Source organism: Lactobacillus sp. UMNPBX4 (assembly GCF_002554115.1).
In the GTDB taxonomy this organism is placed as follows: Bacteria; Bacillota; Bacilli; order Lactobacillales; family Lactobacillaceae; genus Lactobacillus; species Lactobacillus gallinarum.
The window spans coordinates 52187-69002 of record NZ_PCZF01000001.1 but is presented as its reverse complement, the minus strand read 5'-3'; the positions used below and the strand labels follow the sequence as shown (position 1 = coordinate 69002).

The window sequence follows — 16816 nt, the reverse complement described above, 5'->3', positions numbered from 1 at the left end:
TCCTTAAAATATCTCTGGCAATCTTTTTTCTAGAGTTTCAATTACTTGATTTACGACATCATCAATTGGTTGACTGGCATCAATTGTTACAAAACGATCTGGATATAAATTCTTCACTTTTAAAAATCCAGCATAAACTTTTTTATGAAAAGCCATATTTTCTTGTTCTAACCGGTCTTCTTGGCCTGGACGAAGTTTTTGAATTCGATTAAGACCAACTTCAGGAGCAATATCCAAAAAGAAAGTCAAATCAGGATCTAATTTTCCTGTCGCAAAATCATTAATTTGCTTAACTTCTTTGATCCCTAAATCTCGGCCTTCTCCTTGATATGCTAGTGAACTATCAACAAAACGATCTGAAAAGACAATCTTGCCTTCACTAAGAGCTGGACGAATTATTTCTTCTACGTGTTGACTTCTTGCAGCCGCATATAGAAGCGCCTCTGTTTTGGCATCCATTTTATCATTTGCTGGATCCAAAATAATATCGCGAATTTTTTCTGCAATTTTTGATCCACCGGGTTCTCGAGTCACAAGATATTGTGGCTTAAGTTTAGGGCCAATCTTATCCAAAACCTCTTTTAAAACTGTACTTTTTCCTGCGCCATCAGGACCTTCAAAACTAACAAAATAACCTCTCATAAAATCCTCCATAGGTCTATTTTACAGAAGTTTCACATAGATTAACAGCCCTAGCAATTTTTAATTTATAAAATTAAAAAAGTCCCATAATGGGACTTAAATTTTACTGCGTAATCGCATTAGTGATACCACTAAATCTTGTGCCTCGATGACGGGCTTCATTATATAAAAAAGTATACTTTGCTTTTAAAATTCTACCTTGAATATAATTATCATCTGATAAATCCAAAGTATTTTGATCTAGATCTTGTTCTAAAGCTAGTTGATTCTGCAATTTTTCAATTTCAGTTACTAGCTTTTGATCACCTAGTTCTTTAATTTTATTTTTATTTCTTCTAGCCATTATAATGCCGTTCTTCCTTGCACTGCTCGCTTTAAAGTAATGGAATTAGCATATTCAATATCACTGCCCACAGATAAGCCAGCTGCTAATCGAGTAACCTTAATTCCGGCTGGCTTAATTAACTTGCTAATATACATAGCAGTTGATTCGCCTTCTGGAGTTGAATTAAGAGCTAAAATTACTTCTTTTACATCATCATTTTTTTGTAAACGAGTAATCAATGACTTAATATTAATCTCTTCTGGTCCAATTCCATCCATTGGAGAAAGAACACCGTGAAGCACATGATAAAGACCATCATATTCACCCATATCTTCAAAAGCCATCAAATCCTTAGGTTGTTCAACAACCATAATGGTAGTTTGATCACGATTAGGATTGGAGCAAATATCACAAACTTCTTTTTCAGTAATATTTCCACAAATAGGACATTGATGAATATCATTCTTCACTTGAATTAAAGCTTTAGAAAAATCTTCAACATCCTTTTCTGGCATATCCATTGTATAAAAAGCCAAACGAGTGGCAGTCTTTTCACCTACTCCAGGCAGCCTCATATAAGCATCAATCAAATGAGCTATTGGTAATGGATACTGCAATTACATCAAACCTTTCGTGTACTTGCCTAAACTTGCTTGAGTTGCTTCATCAATTTGAGATAATCCTTTGTTAACAGCATCAATGACTAAATCTTGAAGCATATCTGGATCATCTGGATCAATTGCTTCTTTATCGATCTTAATGTCTTTAAGCTTACGATCGCCTGTAAAAGTAGCTACTACAAGATCATCAGCTGACTTACCAGTAAATTCTTGTGCAGTAATATTTTCTTGTTCTTGGGCCATTTGTGCTTGAAGCTTCTTTGCTTGCTTCATCATTTGTTGCATGTTCATTCCGCCCATGCCCATACCGCCAAAGTTAGGTCTTCTACTCATTTTAATTCTTCTCCTTAATCTTTAATCGTTACAGCATCCCCAAAGAGATCTTTAGCCTTATTCACTATTTCAGAATTTTCTTTAGATTCTTTATTTTCAATCTGTTGCTTTTTCTTAGCAAGCAGTTCTTCCTTGTGACTTTCGACAAATTCTTTTCTCACAGCAAGCCAATCATCATCTGGGACTAACACAATTCCATATGAATGCTTAGCAAATTTCTCAATCAAATCTGTCAACTTATCCAGTAAGTCACCATCTGAAGCATTTTCAAACCATAAAGTATACTTACACTTCATTACAACCTGGTCTGGACTAGCAGCCACAGGTTCAAGAACATCTAATAATGCTTTCTCTGAAACTTCTAACACAGATTGTAAATCTGGCCATACATTCTTAATAGCGGTCAGATCTTCTTTGGTTGCATTTTCAAGAACATGATAAACCTGTTTTCGATTTTCTGCTGTAGTTTTTTTGATTTTTCTTGGTGATTTTTTAACTTCCTTAACAATTGTCTTTTTGGTAATTTTAGGAGACGTCTTTGGTACAGCCGTATCCAAATGGAACACTTGATCCTTAGCCAGCATTGGCTTATTGGACAGCTTACTAATTTGTTGCGTTAAGTCTACTACCTGTTTTTTTAATGCAGCTAGTTCTGCTTGCATATTAGTATTAACTTTAGCTGGAGCAGCTTGAACCGGAGCAGCTGTCGATGATGCTACTTGCTCTTCTTGCTTGCTGCCAGCTTCTACTAAAAATACTTCAAGCGGAATTTGTTGCTGATTAGTGTAACGCAGATCATTCAGTGCTTTATTTGCTAAAGTAATCAGACGATAGAATATATTTGTAGGTATATCCTTAATTTTTTGTACAAAATCTTCAGATAAAAACGTACTCTGGTTGTCGTCTCCCGCCTTGATCAACATCAAACTCTTAGTTGCCATCTCAATCAATTCATCCAAAATGTTTTTAGAACTAGCCCCTTGCGCTAATTCAGTTTGAGCTAATTTTAAAGCTGATTCTGGATTCTGCTCCAGCAATGCTAACAATATTTTTTCAATATTTTCCTTTGCAGCAAAGCCTGTAATTTCCAAAGCGTCTTGATAATTGACGCTTTCTTTCTCATAGCTAAGCAGCTGATCCAAGATACTAAGCGCATCCCGCATCCCACCATCTGCTACTTGTGCAATGACAGCTAGAGCTTTATCTTCATATTTGATATTCTCCTGATCAAGAATATATTTCATTCTCTTCTCAAGATCATCTTTTGAAATGCGTTTAAAGTTATAGCGTTGCGTTCTTGAAATAATAGTAGCTGGAACCTTCTGTAATTCGGTTGTCGCCAAAATAAACACAACGTGTTCTGGTGGTTCTTCTAGTGTCTTAAGCAATGCATTAAAAGCACCCATTGATAGCATATGAACTTCGTCAATAATGTAGACTTTATATTTTCCTTCTGTTGGAGCATATTTTACCTTATCGCGAATCTCACGAATTTCATCTACACCATTGTTAGAAGCCGCATCAATTTCCATAATATCAGGCATTGAACCTTTATCTGCAGCTATACAATTAGCACATTCATTACAAGGTTCGCCATCTTGAAGATTAGTACAGTTTAACGCTTTAGCAAAAATTTTAGCACAGGAGGTTTTACCTGTACCGCGAGGTCCCGCAAATAAAAATGCATGGGATACTTTGCCTCTTTTAATCGCATTTTTAAGAGTATCAGTAATTGACTCTTGGCCAATCACACTATCAAAAGTCCGTGGTCGCCATTTACGATATAGCGCTTGATAAGCCATAAATTCTCTTCCCTAGTAAAAAAACTCCTAACTCTTTAAAAGAGTTAAGAGTTTGTAATTGTCTAATAAAAGGCACATGCCTGAACAACCTTAGTGCTGCTACCTTCCGGTCCTGACACGATTCAGAGGTCAAACATTGCCCACAAAGTATCATAACGTATTTCGCAATTTTTTTCTAGTTTCTAGCCTAAAAATTTAATTATTTTCTGCTTTTTTAGCTAATTTTTCGGCCTTTTGTTTTTCTCGAATTGCACGAAAGAAATCCTTCAGCATTTTAGCACATTGATCACGATATAAACCACGAATGCTATGTGGATGGTGATTAAACTTTTCCACTTCAAACAAATCCACAACTGATCCACAAGCTCCAGCTTTTGGATCAAGTGCACCAAAGTAGACATCCTTAATTCGCGAGTTAATAATTGCACCAGCACACATTGGACAAGGCTCCAGCGTGACAAATAAACTGCAATCGATTAAACGCCACATACCCAAATTATGACATGCTTCTTTGATAGCAATCATTTCAGCATGTTGAGTAGCATCTTCGTCTAATTCCCGCCTATTATAGCCTGTGCCTATTACTTTTCCTTCGGGATCAACTACTACTGCTCCGATAGGAACCTCTCCTTGCTTCTCAGCCTCTTTAGCTTGATCTATGGCTAATTCCATATATTTCTTTTTATTAGCGCTAGACAGCATTATTATCCCTCTTAACGGACTTCAAAATATAGTATCCCTTATCTCTAGTAAGAATCTCACAATTTCCATAGGTAGCAGTCATCAACTTACGTGCACTAGGTTCGCCTTGCTTTTTCTGAATAACTACTAAAAGTACGCCCTGATCAACCAAATGATCGCTCGCACCGGTAATGATGTCACTGACAACTTTTTTACCGGCTCTAATTGGCGGATTGGTTAAAACTAAGCCGTACTTCTTATCCACCTGTGCATAACAATCAGAGGAATAAATATTTACGTTTGAAATGTGATTTACTTGTGCATTCTGTTTAGCCAAATTCAAACCACGCTCATTAACATCAACCATGTCGACAGTTTGACTAGGCCAAAACTTTGCAGAAAATAATCCAATAGGACCATATCCTGTTCCCACATCTAAAATATTTTCTTGTGGAAAAGTCACTTCTTTCATGGCTTTGATCAAAACGCCAGAGCCGTAATCCACGCGCATTTTTGAGAAAACACCAGCGTCAGTGGTAAATTTCAAATCAATGTTATCCACATGATAATCAATCACATGTTCATCATGCGCAGTCGTTGGATCTGTCGCAAAATACATTTGATTTTTATCTGTACTCATCCTATTTTTCCTTTCTTTTTTCTAGCAAATCTTTAAATTTTTCTACTTCATTTTCATCTCGTCTCTTTTTTAAAGATTGAATTTCTGCTTGCATTTGCTTATTTTGATCAGCTAAATCTTTGTTTTGTTTCTCAAGATCATCAAGCTTTTTTAGTACTAATTCAATATCGTCATGCGTATGTAGTGTATTTGCACCATTAGTTTTACGCATTAAGTAAGAAGTAATTGATGAGGTAAGCATTCCGACTATACCAATTCCTAACAGCATAATAACTAGTGTAACAAATTTACCCACAATGCTATGAGGAGGAATAGTTTTTCCAAATATTGCATCATATCCTACCGTTGATGCCGTCGATAAAGCCCACCAAAATGCAGTATCTAATGACACATGCTCGGTAATTGCAAACGCCTCAGCACCAACTAATAAGAAGGTAATAGTAAAAAAGACAACATACAGCAAACCGTTAGTATGAAAAATTATTTTTAATTTTCCCATTAGGCCTGCAAGACGAATCAATCTTAACAATCTTAAATCAGAAACTAAACCTGATAAATTAAAAATATTTAACCCCACAAATAATAATCCTATTGGAATAATAGATAATAAATCATAAATGTGGGTTTTAAAATACAGCTTTTTATCATCCGCTTCATAGAAGCGATAAAAATAATCTATTGCAAAAAATAAAACAATAGCACAGTTTATCCAAAACCATTTACTGGTTGGCTGATTTATACTGATGACAGCAGCAAAATCTAAAATAATTAAAAAAATAGAAATGATAGACAAAATTGCCATTACCCATTGATAGGGAGTTAATTTTTTATCTAAACCAATCATCATAAAATTTATTATACAAAAAAATAAGCTCTTCGCACATAGCAAAGAGCTTATTCTTAATGCCCAGTTGGGCTGTAACTATTTAAGGGTTACAGTTGCGCCAACTTCTTCAAGCTTAGCCTTGATGTCGTTAGCTTCGTCTTCTGAAACGCCTTCCTTAACGTTCTTAGGAGCACCATCAACAAGGTCCTTTGAGTCCTTAAGGCCAAGACCAGTAATGTCACGAACTGCCTTAATAACCTTAACCTTTTCTTGACCAGCTTCAGTCAATTCAACGTCGAATTCTGACTTAGCAGCACCTGCGTCTGCAGCACCTGCAGCAGCAACTGGAGCAGCAGCAGTAACGTCAAATTCGTCTTCAATAGCCTTTACAAGGTCGTTCAATTCAAGAATTGAAGCACCCTTTAATTCTTCAATAATCTTATCAGTATCTAAAGCCATTTAAGTATCCTCCGAAAAATTAGAATTTAGATATTAAATATAATTTCTTTATTATTCAGCTGAGTCTTCATCCTTAGATTCAGCAACAGCCTTAACAGCATAAGCGAAGTCGCGGATAGGAGCTTGCAATACAGAAACAAGCATTGAAAGCAAACCTTCGCGGCCTGGGATTGAAGCAAGTTCTTTGATTTCATCCTTAGAAGTCAACTTGCCTTCAAGCATACCACCCTTGATTTCGATAACGTCGAAATCATCTTCGTACTTAGAAACGATGCGTGCAGGTTCGGTAATGTCATCAGCGTTATCAGTGTAGATAACAGCAGTTGGGCCTACGAAAGTATTATCAAGACCTTCAATACCAGCCTTAGCAGCAGCACGTCTCAAGTAGGTGTTCTTGATAACCTTCATCTTAACGTCGTTATCACGAAGTTCCTTACGCATGTTAGTAACTTCTTCAACAGTTAAACCAAGGTAGTTGATTACCAAGATAGCCTTAGCAGCTTTAAGTTCTTCAGCAAATGCATCAACGAGCTTTTCCTTTTCAGCAATAGCAGCTTTACTCAAATTATTTCACCTCCATGATTACATTGATAAATTCTATAAGGCCTTTTTAAAGCAAAAACTCCATGCCGAAAGACATGGAGCATAAAAATCTTCATTATCTTCTGGCCTCGGCGGGATTTTGAGGCGTCATGCCACCCGAGTCTTAGGTAGAATTTACAGTTATTTAGTATAGCAGGCAAAAGTCGAAATAACAAGTAGTAAATTAAAAATAAGTCAAAAAAATAAGATCAACTGCAGTTAATCTTATCTTTTACTTTATAAATTAGTGAAATACACCAACAATAATTGGCAAAAGCCAAATCCAGAAAATACAACTTACTGCAAAGAAGACAGTTGAAACAGCAACGGAGCTGGCACCCTCTTTAACATAAATAAAGTAAAATAATAACGTAAATAATTAAAAAAAGAGAAAAGCTGTGCTTTCCTCTTTCAATTTATATGGTTTTAGTCTCACTTGGATTCGTTAATTCTTCTAGTTCACCAGTAGTTTTGTAAACAACCCAGCTAGCTAAATTAACTATGTGATCTCCAATTCGCTCTAACAATCTAGTTACAACAAAATAACTAGATGATGCCACTGCTCTAGATGGATCATCTTCAATACCATCAACAATTAACTTTCGTGCTCTAACATAATCATGGTCAATTACGCCATCACGACTGGCAACTTCTCGCGCCATCTTTTCATCATCTTGTACGTAAGCCGTCAAAATTTGAATAAGCATGTGACGAACATTGTGAGTCATATTTGAAATGATCTCTTCAACTTCAGGAATACGAGGATTACCCTTCACGCGAATTGTTTCAAGAGCAATGCTCATGGCATTTTCACCAATTCGCTCCAAATCAGTTGTTGCCTTCAAGATACTGATAACTACTCTAAAGTCGGTAGCTACCGGTTGCTGCAAAGCCATCAATTTTAATGCCTTTTTTTGAATATCAATTGATTCAGTAGGGATCTTTTCTTCATTATCAATCATAGATTGGGCAGTTTGTTTATCATGATCAACAAATGCGCGAGTGGCTTGATCGATTTGATCATTTACAAAAACACCCATTTCCATAAATTGCGTGTTTAATTTCTTTAATTCATCTAAAAATATTTCGTGCATCTTTAATACCTCAAAATTTTAACCAAAACGACCGTTAAGGTAATCACTTGTAATTTGCTTTTTAGGTGCAATAAACATTTCTTCAGTTGGACCGGCCTCGATCAAGTCGCCGTTCATTAAGAAGGCAGTCTGATCGGAGATTCGCCCAGCTTGCTGCAGGTTATGCGTCACCATGATGAAAGTATACTGGCGTTTTAATTCCATCAACGTTTCTTCAATCTCGCTACTTGAAATTGGATCCAAAGCACTAGTTGGTTCATCTAGCAAAACCACTTTCGGTCTAACCGCTAAGGCACGTGCAATACAGATTCTCTGCTGCTGACCACCGGAAAAGGCTTGCGCATTACGCTTCAAATTATCCTTGGTTTCTTTCCAAATAGCAGCCTGCTTGAGACTTTCTTCAACCCGTTGATCGATTAATTCTTTATCCTTTACACCGGCGAGTTTAAGACCATAGGCCACATTATCATAAACAGAAAATGGGAATGGTGCTGGCTGCTGGAAGACCATGCCCACTTCTTTACGAAGGGCTACTAGATCCATTTTAGGACCATAAATGTCTTGTCCCTCGAACTTGATATCACCGGTAATTTTAATATTTTCAATATCATCGTTCATCCGGTTCAAGCAACGTAAAAACGTTGATTTACCACAGCCTGAAGGTCCAATCAAGGCAGTCAATTCTTTTTCTTGAAAGTTAAGATTGATGCCATGCAATGCCTCATAGTCACCGTAACTCAGATGTACATCTTTTGCTGAAATTATTGTTGTCATTTTAACCAAAACTTCCCTGAATATAATCTTCAGTAATCTTTCCTTTAGGATTTGTAAAAATATCCGCAGTGGAATTATATTCAATTACATGCCCTAAATGGAAGAATGCAGTATAATCACTAATTCTTGATGCTTGCTGCATATTGTGAGTTACCATAATCATTGTATATTTACTTCTAAGCTGCTTTAAAGTATCTTCTAGCTTTGAAGTAGAAACAGGATCTAGTGCACTAGCTGGCTCATCTAAAAGCAAAACCTCTGGCTTAACAGCTAAGGCACGTGCAATACACAAACGCTGTTGTTGACCACCTGAAAGTGCCAATGCACTTTTATCAAGTTTATCTTTTACTTCATCCCATAATGCAGCCGCACGCAAACTTTCTTCTACTATTTTATCCAGTTCCTGTTTATTATTTTGCCCATCAGCTTTTAAAGCATAGACAATATTTTCTCTAATTGATTTAGGAAATGGATTGGGACGCTGGAAGACCATTCCAATGTTTTTTCTTAATTCATAAACATTAATGTTAGACTTATTCACATCCAAGCCATGAAACCAAATTTTGCCATTAACCGTTGCTACTCGATCATTCATTCGATTAAGTGATCGTAAAAAAGTAGATTTTCCAGAGCCCGAAGCTCCAATTAAGGCCGTAATAGTATTCTTCTTAAACTGTAAACTAGCATCAAAAAGCTTTTGTACTTTTCCACCATACAAAACACTTAGATCCTTTGTAGAAAGCTCTAAATCATCCTTGGCAAAAGTTTTAACGTAGCTTTGTTTTAATTCTTGTTGCATCATATCACCTTTATTTAGCTGCGGTTAGCTTGCGGTACAATTTATTACCCAAATAACGTGCACCTAAATTAAACACAATTACCACAATCACCAGCAAAGCAGATGTAGCCGCAGAAACAATAGTTGCATCTGGAATAATTCCCTCAGTATTAACCTTCCAAATGTGAACGGCCAACGTTTCAGCGGGACGCATCACATTTAGTGGACTAGTCGGACTAAAAGGATTCCAGTCAGCATAGTTAATAGTAGAACCACTTTGACCAGCCGTATAAATCAAGGCAGCGGCTTCACCAAAAATTCGTCCGGCACTTAAAATAATCCCGGTTAAGATACCCGGCAAGGCAGCTGGCAAGACGATCCCGCGAATAGTTTTCCAATTAGATAAGCCTAAAGCTAATCCTGCTTCGCGTTGTTCTTGTGGCACGCCCTTAATGGCTTCTTCGATATTGCTGGTTAAAATTGGCAAATTGAAGAAGGTTAAGGCCAACGCACCAGAGATAATTGAAAAGCCTAAACCAAATTGCACTACGAACAGTAAGTAACCAAATAAACCCACAACGATTGACGGCAAGGAGCTTAAAATTTGGATAGTAGTTCTAATTAAATTAGTCACCCAATTGTCTTTAGCATATTCAGCCAGATAAATTGCTGCTCCTAAGGCGATTGGCAATGAAATAATAGTAGTTAAGACCAATAGATATAATGAATTAAATAATTGATCTCGCACCCCTCCACCAGCTTGATAAGATGAAGCCTCTGAGGATAAGAAATGCCATGATAAATGAGGAACACCAGTAATTAAAATATTACCTAAAATACCAGCCAGAATTAATACAACGATTCCAACTAAGATGTAGATAACAGCGGTTGCTAATTTATCTTTCTTTTTTGCATCCATCTTTATTTCTGGCCTCTCTTTCCAATTAACTTAACTAGGAAGTTAAATACTAATGACATAATCAAAAGCAATAATGCTAATGACCATAATGCATTGTTAGGCAATGTCCCCATAACGGTATTTCCCATTTGACTGGTCAATTGACTAGTCAAAGTTGCGGATGGACTAACCAAATTGTATGGCATAAGAACTGCATTACCAATAACCATCTGTACGGCTAATGCTTCACCAAATGCTCTAGCCATACCAAAAATTACCGCTGTCAAAATTCTAGGAGTTGCTACACGCAAGACAACATGGTAAATAGTTTGCCAATGAGTTGCACCTAATGCCATTGATGCTTTTCGGAAATGACTAGGTACGGCTTTTAGACTATCTACAGTTAAAGAAGTAATAGTTGGTAAAACCATGACGAATAAAACTAAAGTAGCTGCTAAAATACCAAAACCTGTTCCACCAAATAATGTTCTGATTACAGGAATAATGATCGTTAATCCTAAAAAACCATAAACAACTGATGGAATACCAACCAATAATTCTGTTACTGATTGTAAAAATGAAGCACCTTTTTTAGAGGAGTATTCTGTCATGTAGAGCGCAATGGCTACCGCAAATGGTGTAGCTACAAGAGCTGCTAAAAGCGTTACCGCAAACGAAGTAACGATCATTACTGCAGCACCGACGTGATTCTTTCCTTCACCAGGATCCCAATCAGTTGAGGTCAAGAAATGAAAGACATTTACATGATTATCAATAAAAGTTGCGAGGCCGTGATAACCTACAAAGCCAATAATGGATACAACTAATACTATAATTAATCCAATAGCAAAATAAGTTAATCCTTTACCCCAATACTCTTGATGAGTTTCTTTAGAAGGCTTAGTTAATTTCTCAATATCAACGCTACTCGGACCCATCTTTTTTAATTTAACGTGTGGGACCTGCTGATCAGCAATAGCTTGATCAACTACTTCTTTTAATTTATCTTTATCATTCATAAATTATTTTCCTACTTTGATAACTCGATTATCACCATCTCGAGTTACTTTCATATCATCAATACTCAAATAACCGATTTTAGGTACAAGATCATGTTGTACCTTTTTACCTAACATATACTTAATAAATGCCTTTGTCTTCTTGTCTGGTTCGCCTTTAGTATACATATGCTGATAAGCCCATAATTGCCACTTATTAGTAGTAATGTTCTTATTAGTTGGCTTAACACCATCGATACTAAGTTTTTGAATATTGTCACCATTAGCATATGGGAAAGATATGTAGCTAATTGTTCCAGGCGTCGTATCAACGATTTTTTTAACCGCACCATTTGAATCCTGCTCTTGAGACTTAATAGCTTTTTGCTTATGTAAAACAATGTCTTCAAAAGAGTCTCTGGTACCACTGCCTTTAGAACGATTAACGACAATAATTGGAACGTTCTTTCCACCAAGTTGTTTCCAATTAGTTAGCTTACCGGTAAAAATTTGTCGTAGTTGTTTCATAGAGACATTCTTAACACCGACGCCTTTATTTACAATTGGTACAATACCAACAACTGCGACTTTATAGTCTTTAAGCTTCTTTGCATCGATTCCCTTTTTAGTCTCTGCAAAAACATCAGAGGTTCCAATCTGAACAGCACCAGCTTGTACTTGGCTCAATCCAGTGCCTGATCCACCACCTTGAACAACAATGTTGCTGCTTGGATGGGTCAACCGATAATCATTACCAGCTTGCTCTGCTAGAAGCTGTAATGCACTAGAACCAACAATTGTAATTTTAGAATTATCTTTAGCACATCCAGTTACACAGGCTAACATCAACAACACTAAAATTAATATTTTTCCAATAGAATGTTTTTTCATTAACACTTTCCTTAAGTAAATAGAATACGATTTCATATAGACAATTAATGATACCATGTAAAAAAATGCTAGGTCAATCACGTCTAGCGCTTACCCAGCTCTAATTAAGTTAAGTTTTTCTTAAGCACAAAAAAAGTCTCGCATGTGCGAGACCTTTTATTAATCAGTTTTTAAATTAGTCCAAGTTTAATGGATCAAGCTTGATACCAGGGCCAAAAGTAGCTGAAACAGCAACACTCTTGATGTATTGACCCTTAGCTGAAGCTGGACGTGCACGTAAGATAACATCACGTAAAGCATCAAAGTTTTCAACTAATTGATCTTCAGTGAATGAAACCTTACCAATTGGAGTATGAATAGCTGCTTGACGGTCAACACGGTATTCTACTTGACCTGCCTTAACGTTCTTAACAGCCTTTTCGATGTCCATAGTTACAGTACCAGTCTTAGGGTTTGGCATTAAGCCCTTAGGTCCAAGGATACGACCCAAACGACCTACCTTAGCCATCATCATTGGGGTTGCAACTACAACGTCAAAGTCCAACCAACCGTCTTGGATCTTTTGTACTAAATCATCTGAACCAACAAAGTCAGCACCTGCAGCCTTAGCTTGATCAGCTTGTGGACCTTCAGCAAATACTACAACGGTTTGAGTCTTACCAGTACCATTTGGCAAAACAAGTGAACCACGAATTTGTTGATCTGCTTGCTTAGGATCTACGCTTAAGTTGTAAGCTACATCAATTGTAGCGTCGAAGTTAGCGTATGAAGTTTCCTTAACAAGTTTCATAGCTTCTGCTACTGAGTATAATTTATTTGAGTCTACCTTCTTGGCAGCATCTAAATATTTCTTACCATGCTTTGGCATGTGATTTCCTCCTTGTATATGTGGTCAAACGAGCTTCTCTAACTCTCCCACCTAAAGTGTTAACTAAATAAAATTAACAGGATTAGTCTTCGACTTCGATACCCATACTTCTAGCGGTACCTTCAACCATGCGCATAGCAGCTTCAATATCAGCAGCGTTAAGGTCTTTCATCTTAGTCTCAGCAATTTCCTTGACTTGATCCTTGGTTACCTTACCAACCTTCTTGGTGTTAGGTTCACCTGAAGCCTTCTTGATCTTAGCAGCTTGCTTTAAAAGCACTGGTGCTGGTGGAGTCTTAGTAATGAATTCGAATGAACGATCTTCATATACTGTAATAACTACAGGGATAATCATGCCCTTTTGGTCAGCAGTTCTAGCATTGAAGTCCTTAGTAAAACCAACAATGTTAATACCAGCTTGACCCAAAGCAGGACCAACTGGAGGAGCTGGGGTAGCAGCACCAGCTGGGATTTGTAACTTAACTACGTTAATAACTTTCTTTGCCACGGTCAAAACCTCCTTGATTCCGTGATGCGGTTAAAATGGAGAATTTTCCTTTTTTCTCCTCCCACAATAATAAACGTACCGTATTAGAATAACATCGTTTAGCTACAATTACAACTAAAATTTATAGTTATTCGTTTACATCTAGCTTTTTAACTTGATCGTAATCAAGTTCAGCAGTAGTAGCACGACCAAACATATCAACTGAAACATATAACTTGTATTTATCAGGTTGAATATCAGTAATCTTACCTACCATGCCATTAAATGCACCTTCAATAATAGTTACTGATTCACCAATTTCAAAGTTTTCAGTTGGCTTCTTAGCAGGTTGGCCTTGATTTCTAAGAAGACGTTCTATTTCTTCAGGAAGAAGTGGTGAAGGTTTTGAACCACCACCGTGTGAACCAACAAAGCCAGTTACGTTAGGGGTATTTCTAACGATAAACCAACTTTCGTCGGTCATAACCATTTCGACTAAAACATAACCTGGGAAAATCTTTTCTTCAATTTCTTGTTTCTTACCGCGAACAGTTTCGACTTTTTCTTCTTCGGGAACCATTACACGAAAGATATAATCTTGCATCCCCATGCTTTGAGCACGAGAAAGTAAATCTGACTTAACCTTGTCTTCATAGCCAGAATAAGTATGTAAAACGTACCATTGCTTTTTTGCAGTTTCGACCATAATTCTTCTCCTTGTTTTTGGGTAAACAAAAAAACCTCCCACAGAGGTTTTTCTTAGCTGTCATTATTATAACATGAACCAATAATAATTTCTATTCTGATTACATATGTTGAGTTAACCAGCTAAAGAGCCAGTCAAGTGCACCCAAATATGCAGCAAACAAAATTGAACTTGTAATAACAGTCATAGTATCATGTCTATTTTGTTTTGCAGTTGGCCAAGTAACCAATTTCATTTCATGGGCAACGCTCTTAAAGAACTTAATCATTAACCTTTTTACCTCGTTTCCTTGTGTAAAGTCATCTTACCGCAATGCTTGCAGAACTTCTTCAGTTCAAGTCGCTGAGTGCGATTTTTACTTGCGGTGATTGAGTAGTTGCGTGACCCACATACGCTGCAGGCTAAAGCTGCTTTTTTCACTGCCATAATCTCACTTCCAAACTTTTATATAAAAACACATACTTATTCAGTATTTTATACTGTCAAATGCAATTACGTCAATATTCTAAATTAGAATTACCAATAACTAAAACCTATCCTAATCCATAGCAACTTAATATTTCAAATAGTTCTATCACTTATCTATAATAAGTTTAACGAGTTTTTAGAAAGGACTACTTTAAATGAACAAACATCCAGAATATTTATTAAATAAAATCTCTGGTCCACAAGACTTAAAGAAATTATCTATCGCTCAAATGCAACAATTGGCACAAGAAATTAGAACCTTAATCTTAGAAAAAGACGCTACTGAAGGTGGGCACTTAGGACCTGATCTCGGAATTGTCGAAGCTACTATTGCTTATCATTATGTTTTCGATGCTCCAAAAGACAAGATTGTATGGGATGTATCTCACCAAACCTACCCACACAAGATGTTAACCGGCCGTGCTCTTGCTTGGCTTGACCCTGATCATTATGAAGATGTTACTCCATACAGCAATCCTGATGAAAGTCCATACGATTACTACGCCGTTGGCCACACCTCTACTTCAATTGGACTTGCAACTGGAATGGCAAAGGCTAGAGACCTAATGGGTAATCACGAAAACATCATGGCCTTAATTGGTGATGGTTCAATGACTGGTGGTCTTGCTTATGAAGGCTTAAACAATGCCGCAATTGAAAAACATAATTTAGTTGTGGTAGTTAATGATAACCAAATGTCCATCGATGAAAACGTCGGTGGTTTAGTCACTGCTTTAAAGAAGTTACGTGATTCAAATGGTGAAACTAAGGAAAATCCATTTATTGCAATGGGCTTCGACTATCGCTATGTTGCCGATGGTAATGATATTAAATCAATGATTGAGGCCTTTAAAGCAGTCAAAGATGTTGATCACCCTATTCTTTTGCATATCAATACTTTAAAAGGTAAAGGCTACAAACCAGCAATTGATGAAGAAGAGGCTCACCACTGGGTAATGCCATTCGATTTAAAGACTGATAAGCCATTAGCACCTGCTAGTGAGGCACCAACTGCTAATTCAGTTGCTTTAGATGTTGTTAGTGAAGAAATCGAAAAAGGCACTAACTTAATGGCAATCAACGCTGCTATTCCTGGTGTCTTTGGCTTAGATAAAATTAAGAACAAATATCCAGACCACTACACAGATGTTGGTATTGCTGAACAAGAATCTGTTGCTTTTGCAGCTGGTGCTGCTAAGGAAGGTGCAGTTCCAGTTTTATTTGAAAATTCCACTTTCTTGCAACGTGCATTTGACCAATTATCACATGATGTCGCAGCTAATGATTTACCAGTAGTCATGATGGTTGCTGGCGGCGGAATCTCAGGCACCAGTAAAACTCACCTGGGTATTTTTGACCAAGTAATGATTTCTAACTTGCCTAACTGGATTTACTTAGCTCCTACTAATTTAGCTGAAGAAAAAGCCATGATGACGTGGGCGATCAAGCAAAGAAAACACCCTGTGGCTATTAAGATGCCAACTAAGGCTGTCCCTGAAAATGGTGACGCTCAAGAAGATTACAGTAAAATCACCTACCAAATTAAGCCAGGTAAAGACGTTGCTGTCTTAGCTTTGGGCGACATGTATGCAATATTTGGTGAAAAAGTAGCGCAAGAACTTAACGCGACCTTAGTTAACCCAGTTTCAGCTAATATTTTAGACAAAGACGCTCTAGATAAATTAGCTAAAGAAAATAAAGTCATCGTCACTATTGAAGACAATACTTTAGATGGTGGTTTTGGTGAGAAGGTAGCTTCCTACTTAGGCGACAAAGATGTCAAAGTTTTGAACTATGGTCAAAAGAGAGTTTACACTGATCAAACGCCATTAAAGGATATTTTAAAGGAGAACCGAATGACAGTTGACCAAATTGTTGAAGATATCAAAAATGCTTAGAAATTAATAATTATATCTAAAAAAATCTTCGGGTGATTTATCCGAA

The 16816-nt window shown here is 36.9% G+C and carries 22 protein-coding genes, 1 other RNA gene, 1 pseudogene and 1 other annotated feature; of the genes and pseudogenes, 1 reads left to right on the top strand and 23 read right to left on the bottom strand.

Annotation, left to right across the window (positions count from 1 at the left end):
* Positions 1-3: 3 nt before the first annotated feature.
* From tmk to rpmG, 23 genes and pseudogenes are all read right to left on the bottom strand, one after another.
* Positions 4-642: a dTMP kinase gene (gene tmk / locus CP355_RS00445; RefSeq protein WP_098036693.1), complete on the bottom strand. Its 639-nt coding sequence runs from the start codon at positions 640-642 to the stop codon at positions 4-6.
* Between the two features lie 103 nt (positions 643-745).
* Positions 746-985 (bottom strand): YaaL family protein, encoded by a 240-nt coding sequence (locus CP355_RS00440; RefSeq protein ID WP_025005215.1) that lies wholly within the window; start codon positions 983-985, stop codon positions 746-748.
* Complete coding sequence (gene recR, locus CP355_RS00435; protein WP_025005216.1) at positions 985-1584, bottom strand: recombination mediator RecR; 600 nt, start codon at positions 1582-1584, stop codon at positions 985-987. The genes CP355_RS00440 and recR overlap by 1 nt, the downstream gene beginning before the upstream one ends.
* Positions 1585-1920, bottom strand: coding sequence for a YbaB/EbfC family nucleoid-associated protein (locus CP355_RS00430; RefSeq protein WP_003625916.1), 336 nt, complete (start codon positions 1918-1920; stop codon positions 1585-1587).
* Positions 1921-1934: 14 nt separating this feature from the next.
* Positions 1935-3722, bottom strand: a complete 1788-nt coding sequence (dnaX, locus tag CP355_RS00425; protein WP_098036691.1) for a DNA polymerase III subunit gamma/tau — start codon at positions 3720-3722, stop codon at positions 1935-1937.
* A gap of 53 nt (positions 3723-3775) precedes the next feature.
* Positions 3776-3875, bottom strand: an RNA gene (gene ffs / locus CP355_RS00420) — signal recognition particle sRNA small type.
* 42 nt (positions 3876-3917) lie between these two features.
* Positions 3918-4424, bottom strand: a complete 507-nt coding sequence (tadA, locus tag CP355_RS00415) for a tRNA adenosine(34) deaminase TadA (RefSeq protein ID WP_087363205.1) — start codon at positions 4422-4424, stop codon at positions 3918-3920.
* On the bottom strand, positions 4414-5043 hold the full coding sequence (locus CP355_RS00410) for a class I SAM-dependent methyltransferase (RefSeq protein ID WP_087175984.1): 630 nt from the start codon (positions 5041-5043) through the stop codon (positions 4414-4416). The genes tadA and CP355_RS00410 overlap by 11 nt, the downstream gene beginning before the upstream one ends.
* Before the next feature lies 1 nt (position 5044).
* On the bottom strand, positions 5045-5890 hold the full coding sequence (locus CP355_RS00405; RefSeq protein ID WP_087175983.1) for an ion transporter: 846 nt from the start codon (positions 5888-5890) through the stop codon (positions 5045-5047).
* A 75-nt stretch (positions 5891-5965) separates the two neighbouring features.
* Positions 5966-6328, bottom strand: coding sequence for a 50S ribosomal protein L7/L12 (gene rplL / locus CP355_RS00400; protein ID WP_003625909.1), 363 nt, complete (start codon positions 6326-6328; stop codon positions 5966-5968).
* 51 nt (positions 6329-6379) lie between these two features.
* A complete protein-coding gene (gene rplJ / locus CP355_RS00395; RefSeq protein ID WP_098043656.1) occupies positions 6380-6892 on the bottom strand; it encodes a 50S ribosomal protein L10 in 513 nt (170 codons plus the stop codon).
* A gap of 43 nt (positions 6893-6935) precedes the next feature.
* Positions 6936-7057: a sequence feature (ribosomal protein L10 leader region), on the bottom strand.
* A gap of 97 nt (positions 7058-7154) precedes the next feature.
* A pseudogene (locus CP355_RS10445) lies at positions 7155-7271 on the bottom strand (permease); the annotation flags it as partial.
* Positions 7272-7326: 55 nt separating this feature from the next.
* Complete coding sequence (gene phoU / locus CP355_RS00385) at positions 7327-8004, bottom strand: phosphate signaling complex protein PhoU (RefSeq protein ID WP_087363207.1); 678 nt, start codon at positions 8002-8004, stop codon at positions 7327-7329.
* Between the two features lie 18 nt (positions 8005-8022).
* Positions 8023-8778: a phosphate ABC transporter ATP-binding protein PstB gene (pstB, locus tag CP355_RS00380; RefSeq protein WP_087235488.1), complete on the bottom strand. Its 756-nt coding sequence runs from the start codon at positions 8776-8778 to the stop codon at positions 8023-8025.
* Position 8779: 1 nt separating this feature from the next.
* The gene (gene pstB / locus CP355_RS00375) at positions 8780-9577 is read right to left on the bottom strand and encodes a phosphate ABC transporter ATP-binding protein PstB (protein WP_098043655.1); all 798 of its coding nucleotides are present in this window, start codon (positions 9575-9577) and stop codon (positions 8780-8782) included.
* A gap of 10 nt (positions 9578-9587) precedes the next feature.
* Entirely contained in the window at positions 9588-10475 is an 888-nt protein-coding gene (gene pstA / locus CP355_RS00370) for a phosphate ABC transporter permease PstA (RefSeq protein WP_098043654.1), read from the bottom strand.
* A gap of 2 nt (positions 10476-10477) precedes the next feature.
* Positions 10478-11473 (bottom strand): phosphate ABC transporter permease subunit PstC, encoded by a 996-nt coding sequence (gene pstC, locus CP355_RS00365; RefSeq protein WP_025005224.1) that lies wholly within the window; start codon positions 11471-11473, stop codon positions 10478-10480.
* A gap of 3 nt (positions 11474-11476) precedes the next feature.
* On the bottom strand, positions 11477-12343 hold the full coding sequence (locus tag CP355_RS00360) for a phosphate ABC transporter substrate-binding protein (RefSeq protein ID WP_098043653.1): 867 nt from the start codon (positions 12341-12343) through the stop codon (positions 11477-11479).
* Between the two features lie 175 nt (positions 12344-12518).
* Positions 12519-13211 carry a 50S ribosomal protein L1 gene (gene rplA, locus CP355_RS00355; protein ID WP_056945458.1) on the bottom strand — a complete coding sequence of 231 codons (693 nt, stop codon included), beginning with the start codon at positions 13209-13211 and terminating at the stop codon, positions 12519-12521.
* 82 nt (positions 13212-13293) lie between these two features.
* On the bottom strand, positions 13294-13719 hold the full coding sequence (rplK, locus tag CP355_RS00350) for a 50S ribosomal protein L11 (RefSeq protein ID WP_013853556.1): 426 nt from the start codon (positions 13717-13719) through the stop codon (positions 13294-13296).
* Positions 13720-13846: 127 nt separating this feature from the next.
* Positions 13847-14404 carry a transcription termination/antitermination protein NusG gene (gene nusG, locus CP355_RS00345; protein ID WP_087175979.1) on the bottom strand — a complete coding sequence of 186 codons (558 nt, stop codon included), beginning with the start codon at positions 14402-14404 and terminating at the stop codon, positions 13847-13849.
* 100 nt (positions 14405-14504) lie between these two features.
* Positions 14505-14672 (bottom strand): preprotein translocase subunit SecE, encoded by a 168-nt coding sequence (gene secE / locus CP355_RS00340; protein ID WP_087175978.1) that lies wholly within the window; start codon positions 14670-14672, stop codon positions 14505-14507.
* An 8-nt stretch (positions 14673-14680) separates the two neighbouring features.
* The gene (rpmG, locus tag CP355_RS00335) at positions 14681-14830 is read right to left on the bottom strand and encodes a 50S ribosomal protein L33 (protein WP_003549092.1); all 150 of its coding nucleotides are present in this window, start codon (positions 14828-14830) and stop codon (positions 14681-14683) included.
* Between the two features lie 197 nt (positions 14831-15027).
* Between rpmG and CP355_RS00330 the strand changes: the two genes are divergently transcribed.
* On the top strand, positions 15028-16770 hold the full coding sequence (locus tag CP355_RS00330) for a 1-deoxy-D-xylulose-5-phosphate synthase (protein WP_098043652.1): 1743 nt from the start codon (positions 15028-15030) through the stop codon (positions 16768-16770).
* Positions 16771-16816 lie beyond the last annotated feature (46 nt).

Excerpts from the sequence above, each read along its gene's own strand:
- rplL (WP_003625909.1), bottom strand. The coding sequence starts at position 6,328 with ATGGCTTTAGATACTGATAAGATTATTGAAGAATTAAAGGGTGCTTCA.
- pstA (WP_098043654.1), bottom strand. The coding sequence starts at position 10,475 with ATGGATGCAAAAAAGAAAGATAAATTAGCAACCGCTGTTATCTACATC.
- pstB (WP_098043655.1), bottom strand. The coding sequence starts at position 9,577 with ATGCAACAAGAATTAAAACAAAGCTACGTTAAAACTTTTGCCAAGGAT.
- dnaX (WP_098036691.1), bottom strand. The coding sequence starts at position 3,722 with ATGGCTTATCAAGCGCTATATCGTAAATGGCGACCACGGACTTTTGAT.
- nusG (WP_087175979.1), bottom strand. The coding sequence starts at position 14,404 with ATGGTCGAAACTGCAAAAAAGCAATGGTACGTTTTACATACTTATTCT.
- rpmG (WP_003549092.1), bottom strand. The coding sequence starts at position 14,830 with ATGGCAGTGAAAAAAGCAGCTTTAGCCTGCAGCGTATGTGGGTCACGC.
- CP355_RS00440 (WP_025005215.1), bottom strand. The coding sequence starts at position 985 with ATGGCTAGAAGAAATAAAAATAAAATTAAAGAACTAGGTGATCAAAAG.
- secE (WP_087175978.1), bottom strand. The coding sequence starts at position 14,672 with ATGATTAAGTTCTTTAAGAGCGTTGCCCATGAAATGAAATTGGTTACT.
- phoU (WP_087363207.1), bottom strand. The coding sequence starts at position 8,004 with ATGCACGAAATATTTTTAGATGAATTAAAGAAATTAAACACGCAATTT.
- tadA (WP_087363205.1), bottom strand. The coding sequence starts at position 4,424 with ATGCTGTCTAGCGCTAATAAAAAGAAATATATGGAATTAGCCATAGAT.
- CP355_RS00430 (WP_003625916.1), bottom strand. The coding sequence starts at position 1,920 with ATGAGTAGAAGACCTAACTTTGGCGGTATGGGCATGGGCGGAATGAAC.
- pstC (WP_025005224.1), bottom strand. The coding sequence starts at position 11,473 with ATGAATGATAAAGATAAATTAAAAGAAGTAGTTGATCAAGCTATTGCT.
- CP355_RS00330 (WP_098043652.1), top strand. The coding sequence starts at position 15,028 with ATGAACAAACATCCAGAATATTTATTAAATAAAATCTCTGGTCCACAA.
- pstB (WP_087235488.1), bottom strand. The coding sequence starts at position 8,778 with ATGACAACAATAATTTCAGCAAAAGATGTACATCTGAGTTACGGTGAC.
- CP355_RS00360 (WP_098043653.1), bottom strand. The coding sequence starts at position 12,343 with ATGAAAAAACATTCTATTGGAAAAATATTAATTTTAGTGTTGTTGATG.
- rplA (WP_056945458.1), bottom strand. The coding sequence starts at position 13,211 with ATGCCAAAGCATGGTAAGAAATATTTAGATGCTGCCAAGAAGGTAGAC.
- tmk (WP_098036693.1), bottom strand. The coding sequence starts at position 642 with ATGAGAGGTTATTTTGTTAGTTTTGAAGGTCCTGATGGCGCAGGAAAA.
- CP355_RS00405 (WP_087175983.1), bottom strand. The coding sequence starts at position 5,890 with ATGATGATTGGTTTAGATAAAAAATTAACTCCCTATCAATGGGTAATG.
- CP355_RS00410 (WP_087175984.1), bottom strand. The coding sequence starts at position 5,043 with ATGAGTACAGATAAAAATCAAATGTATTTTGCGACAGATCCAACGACT.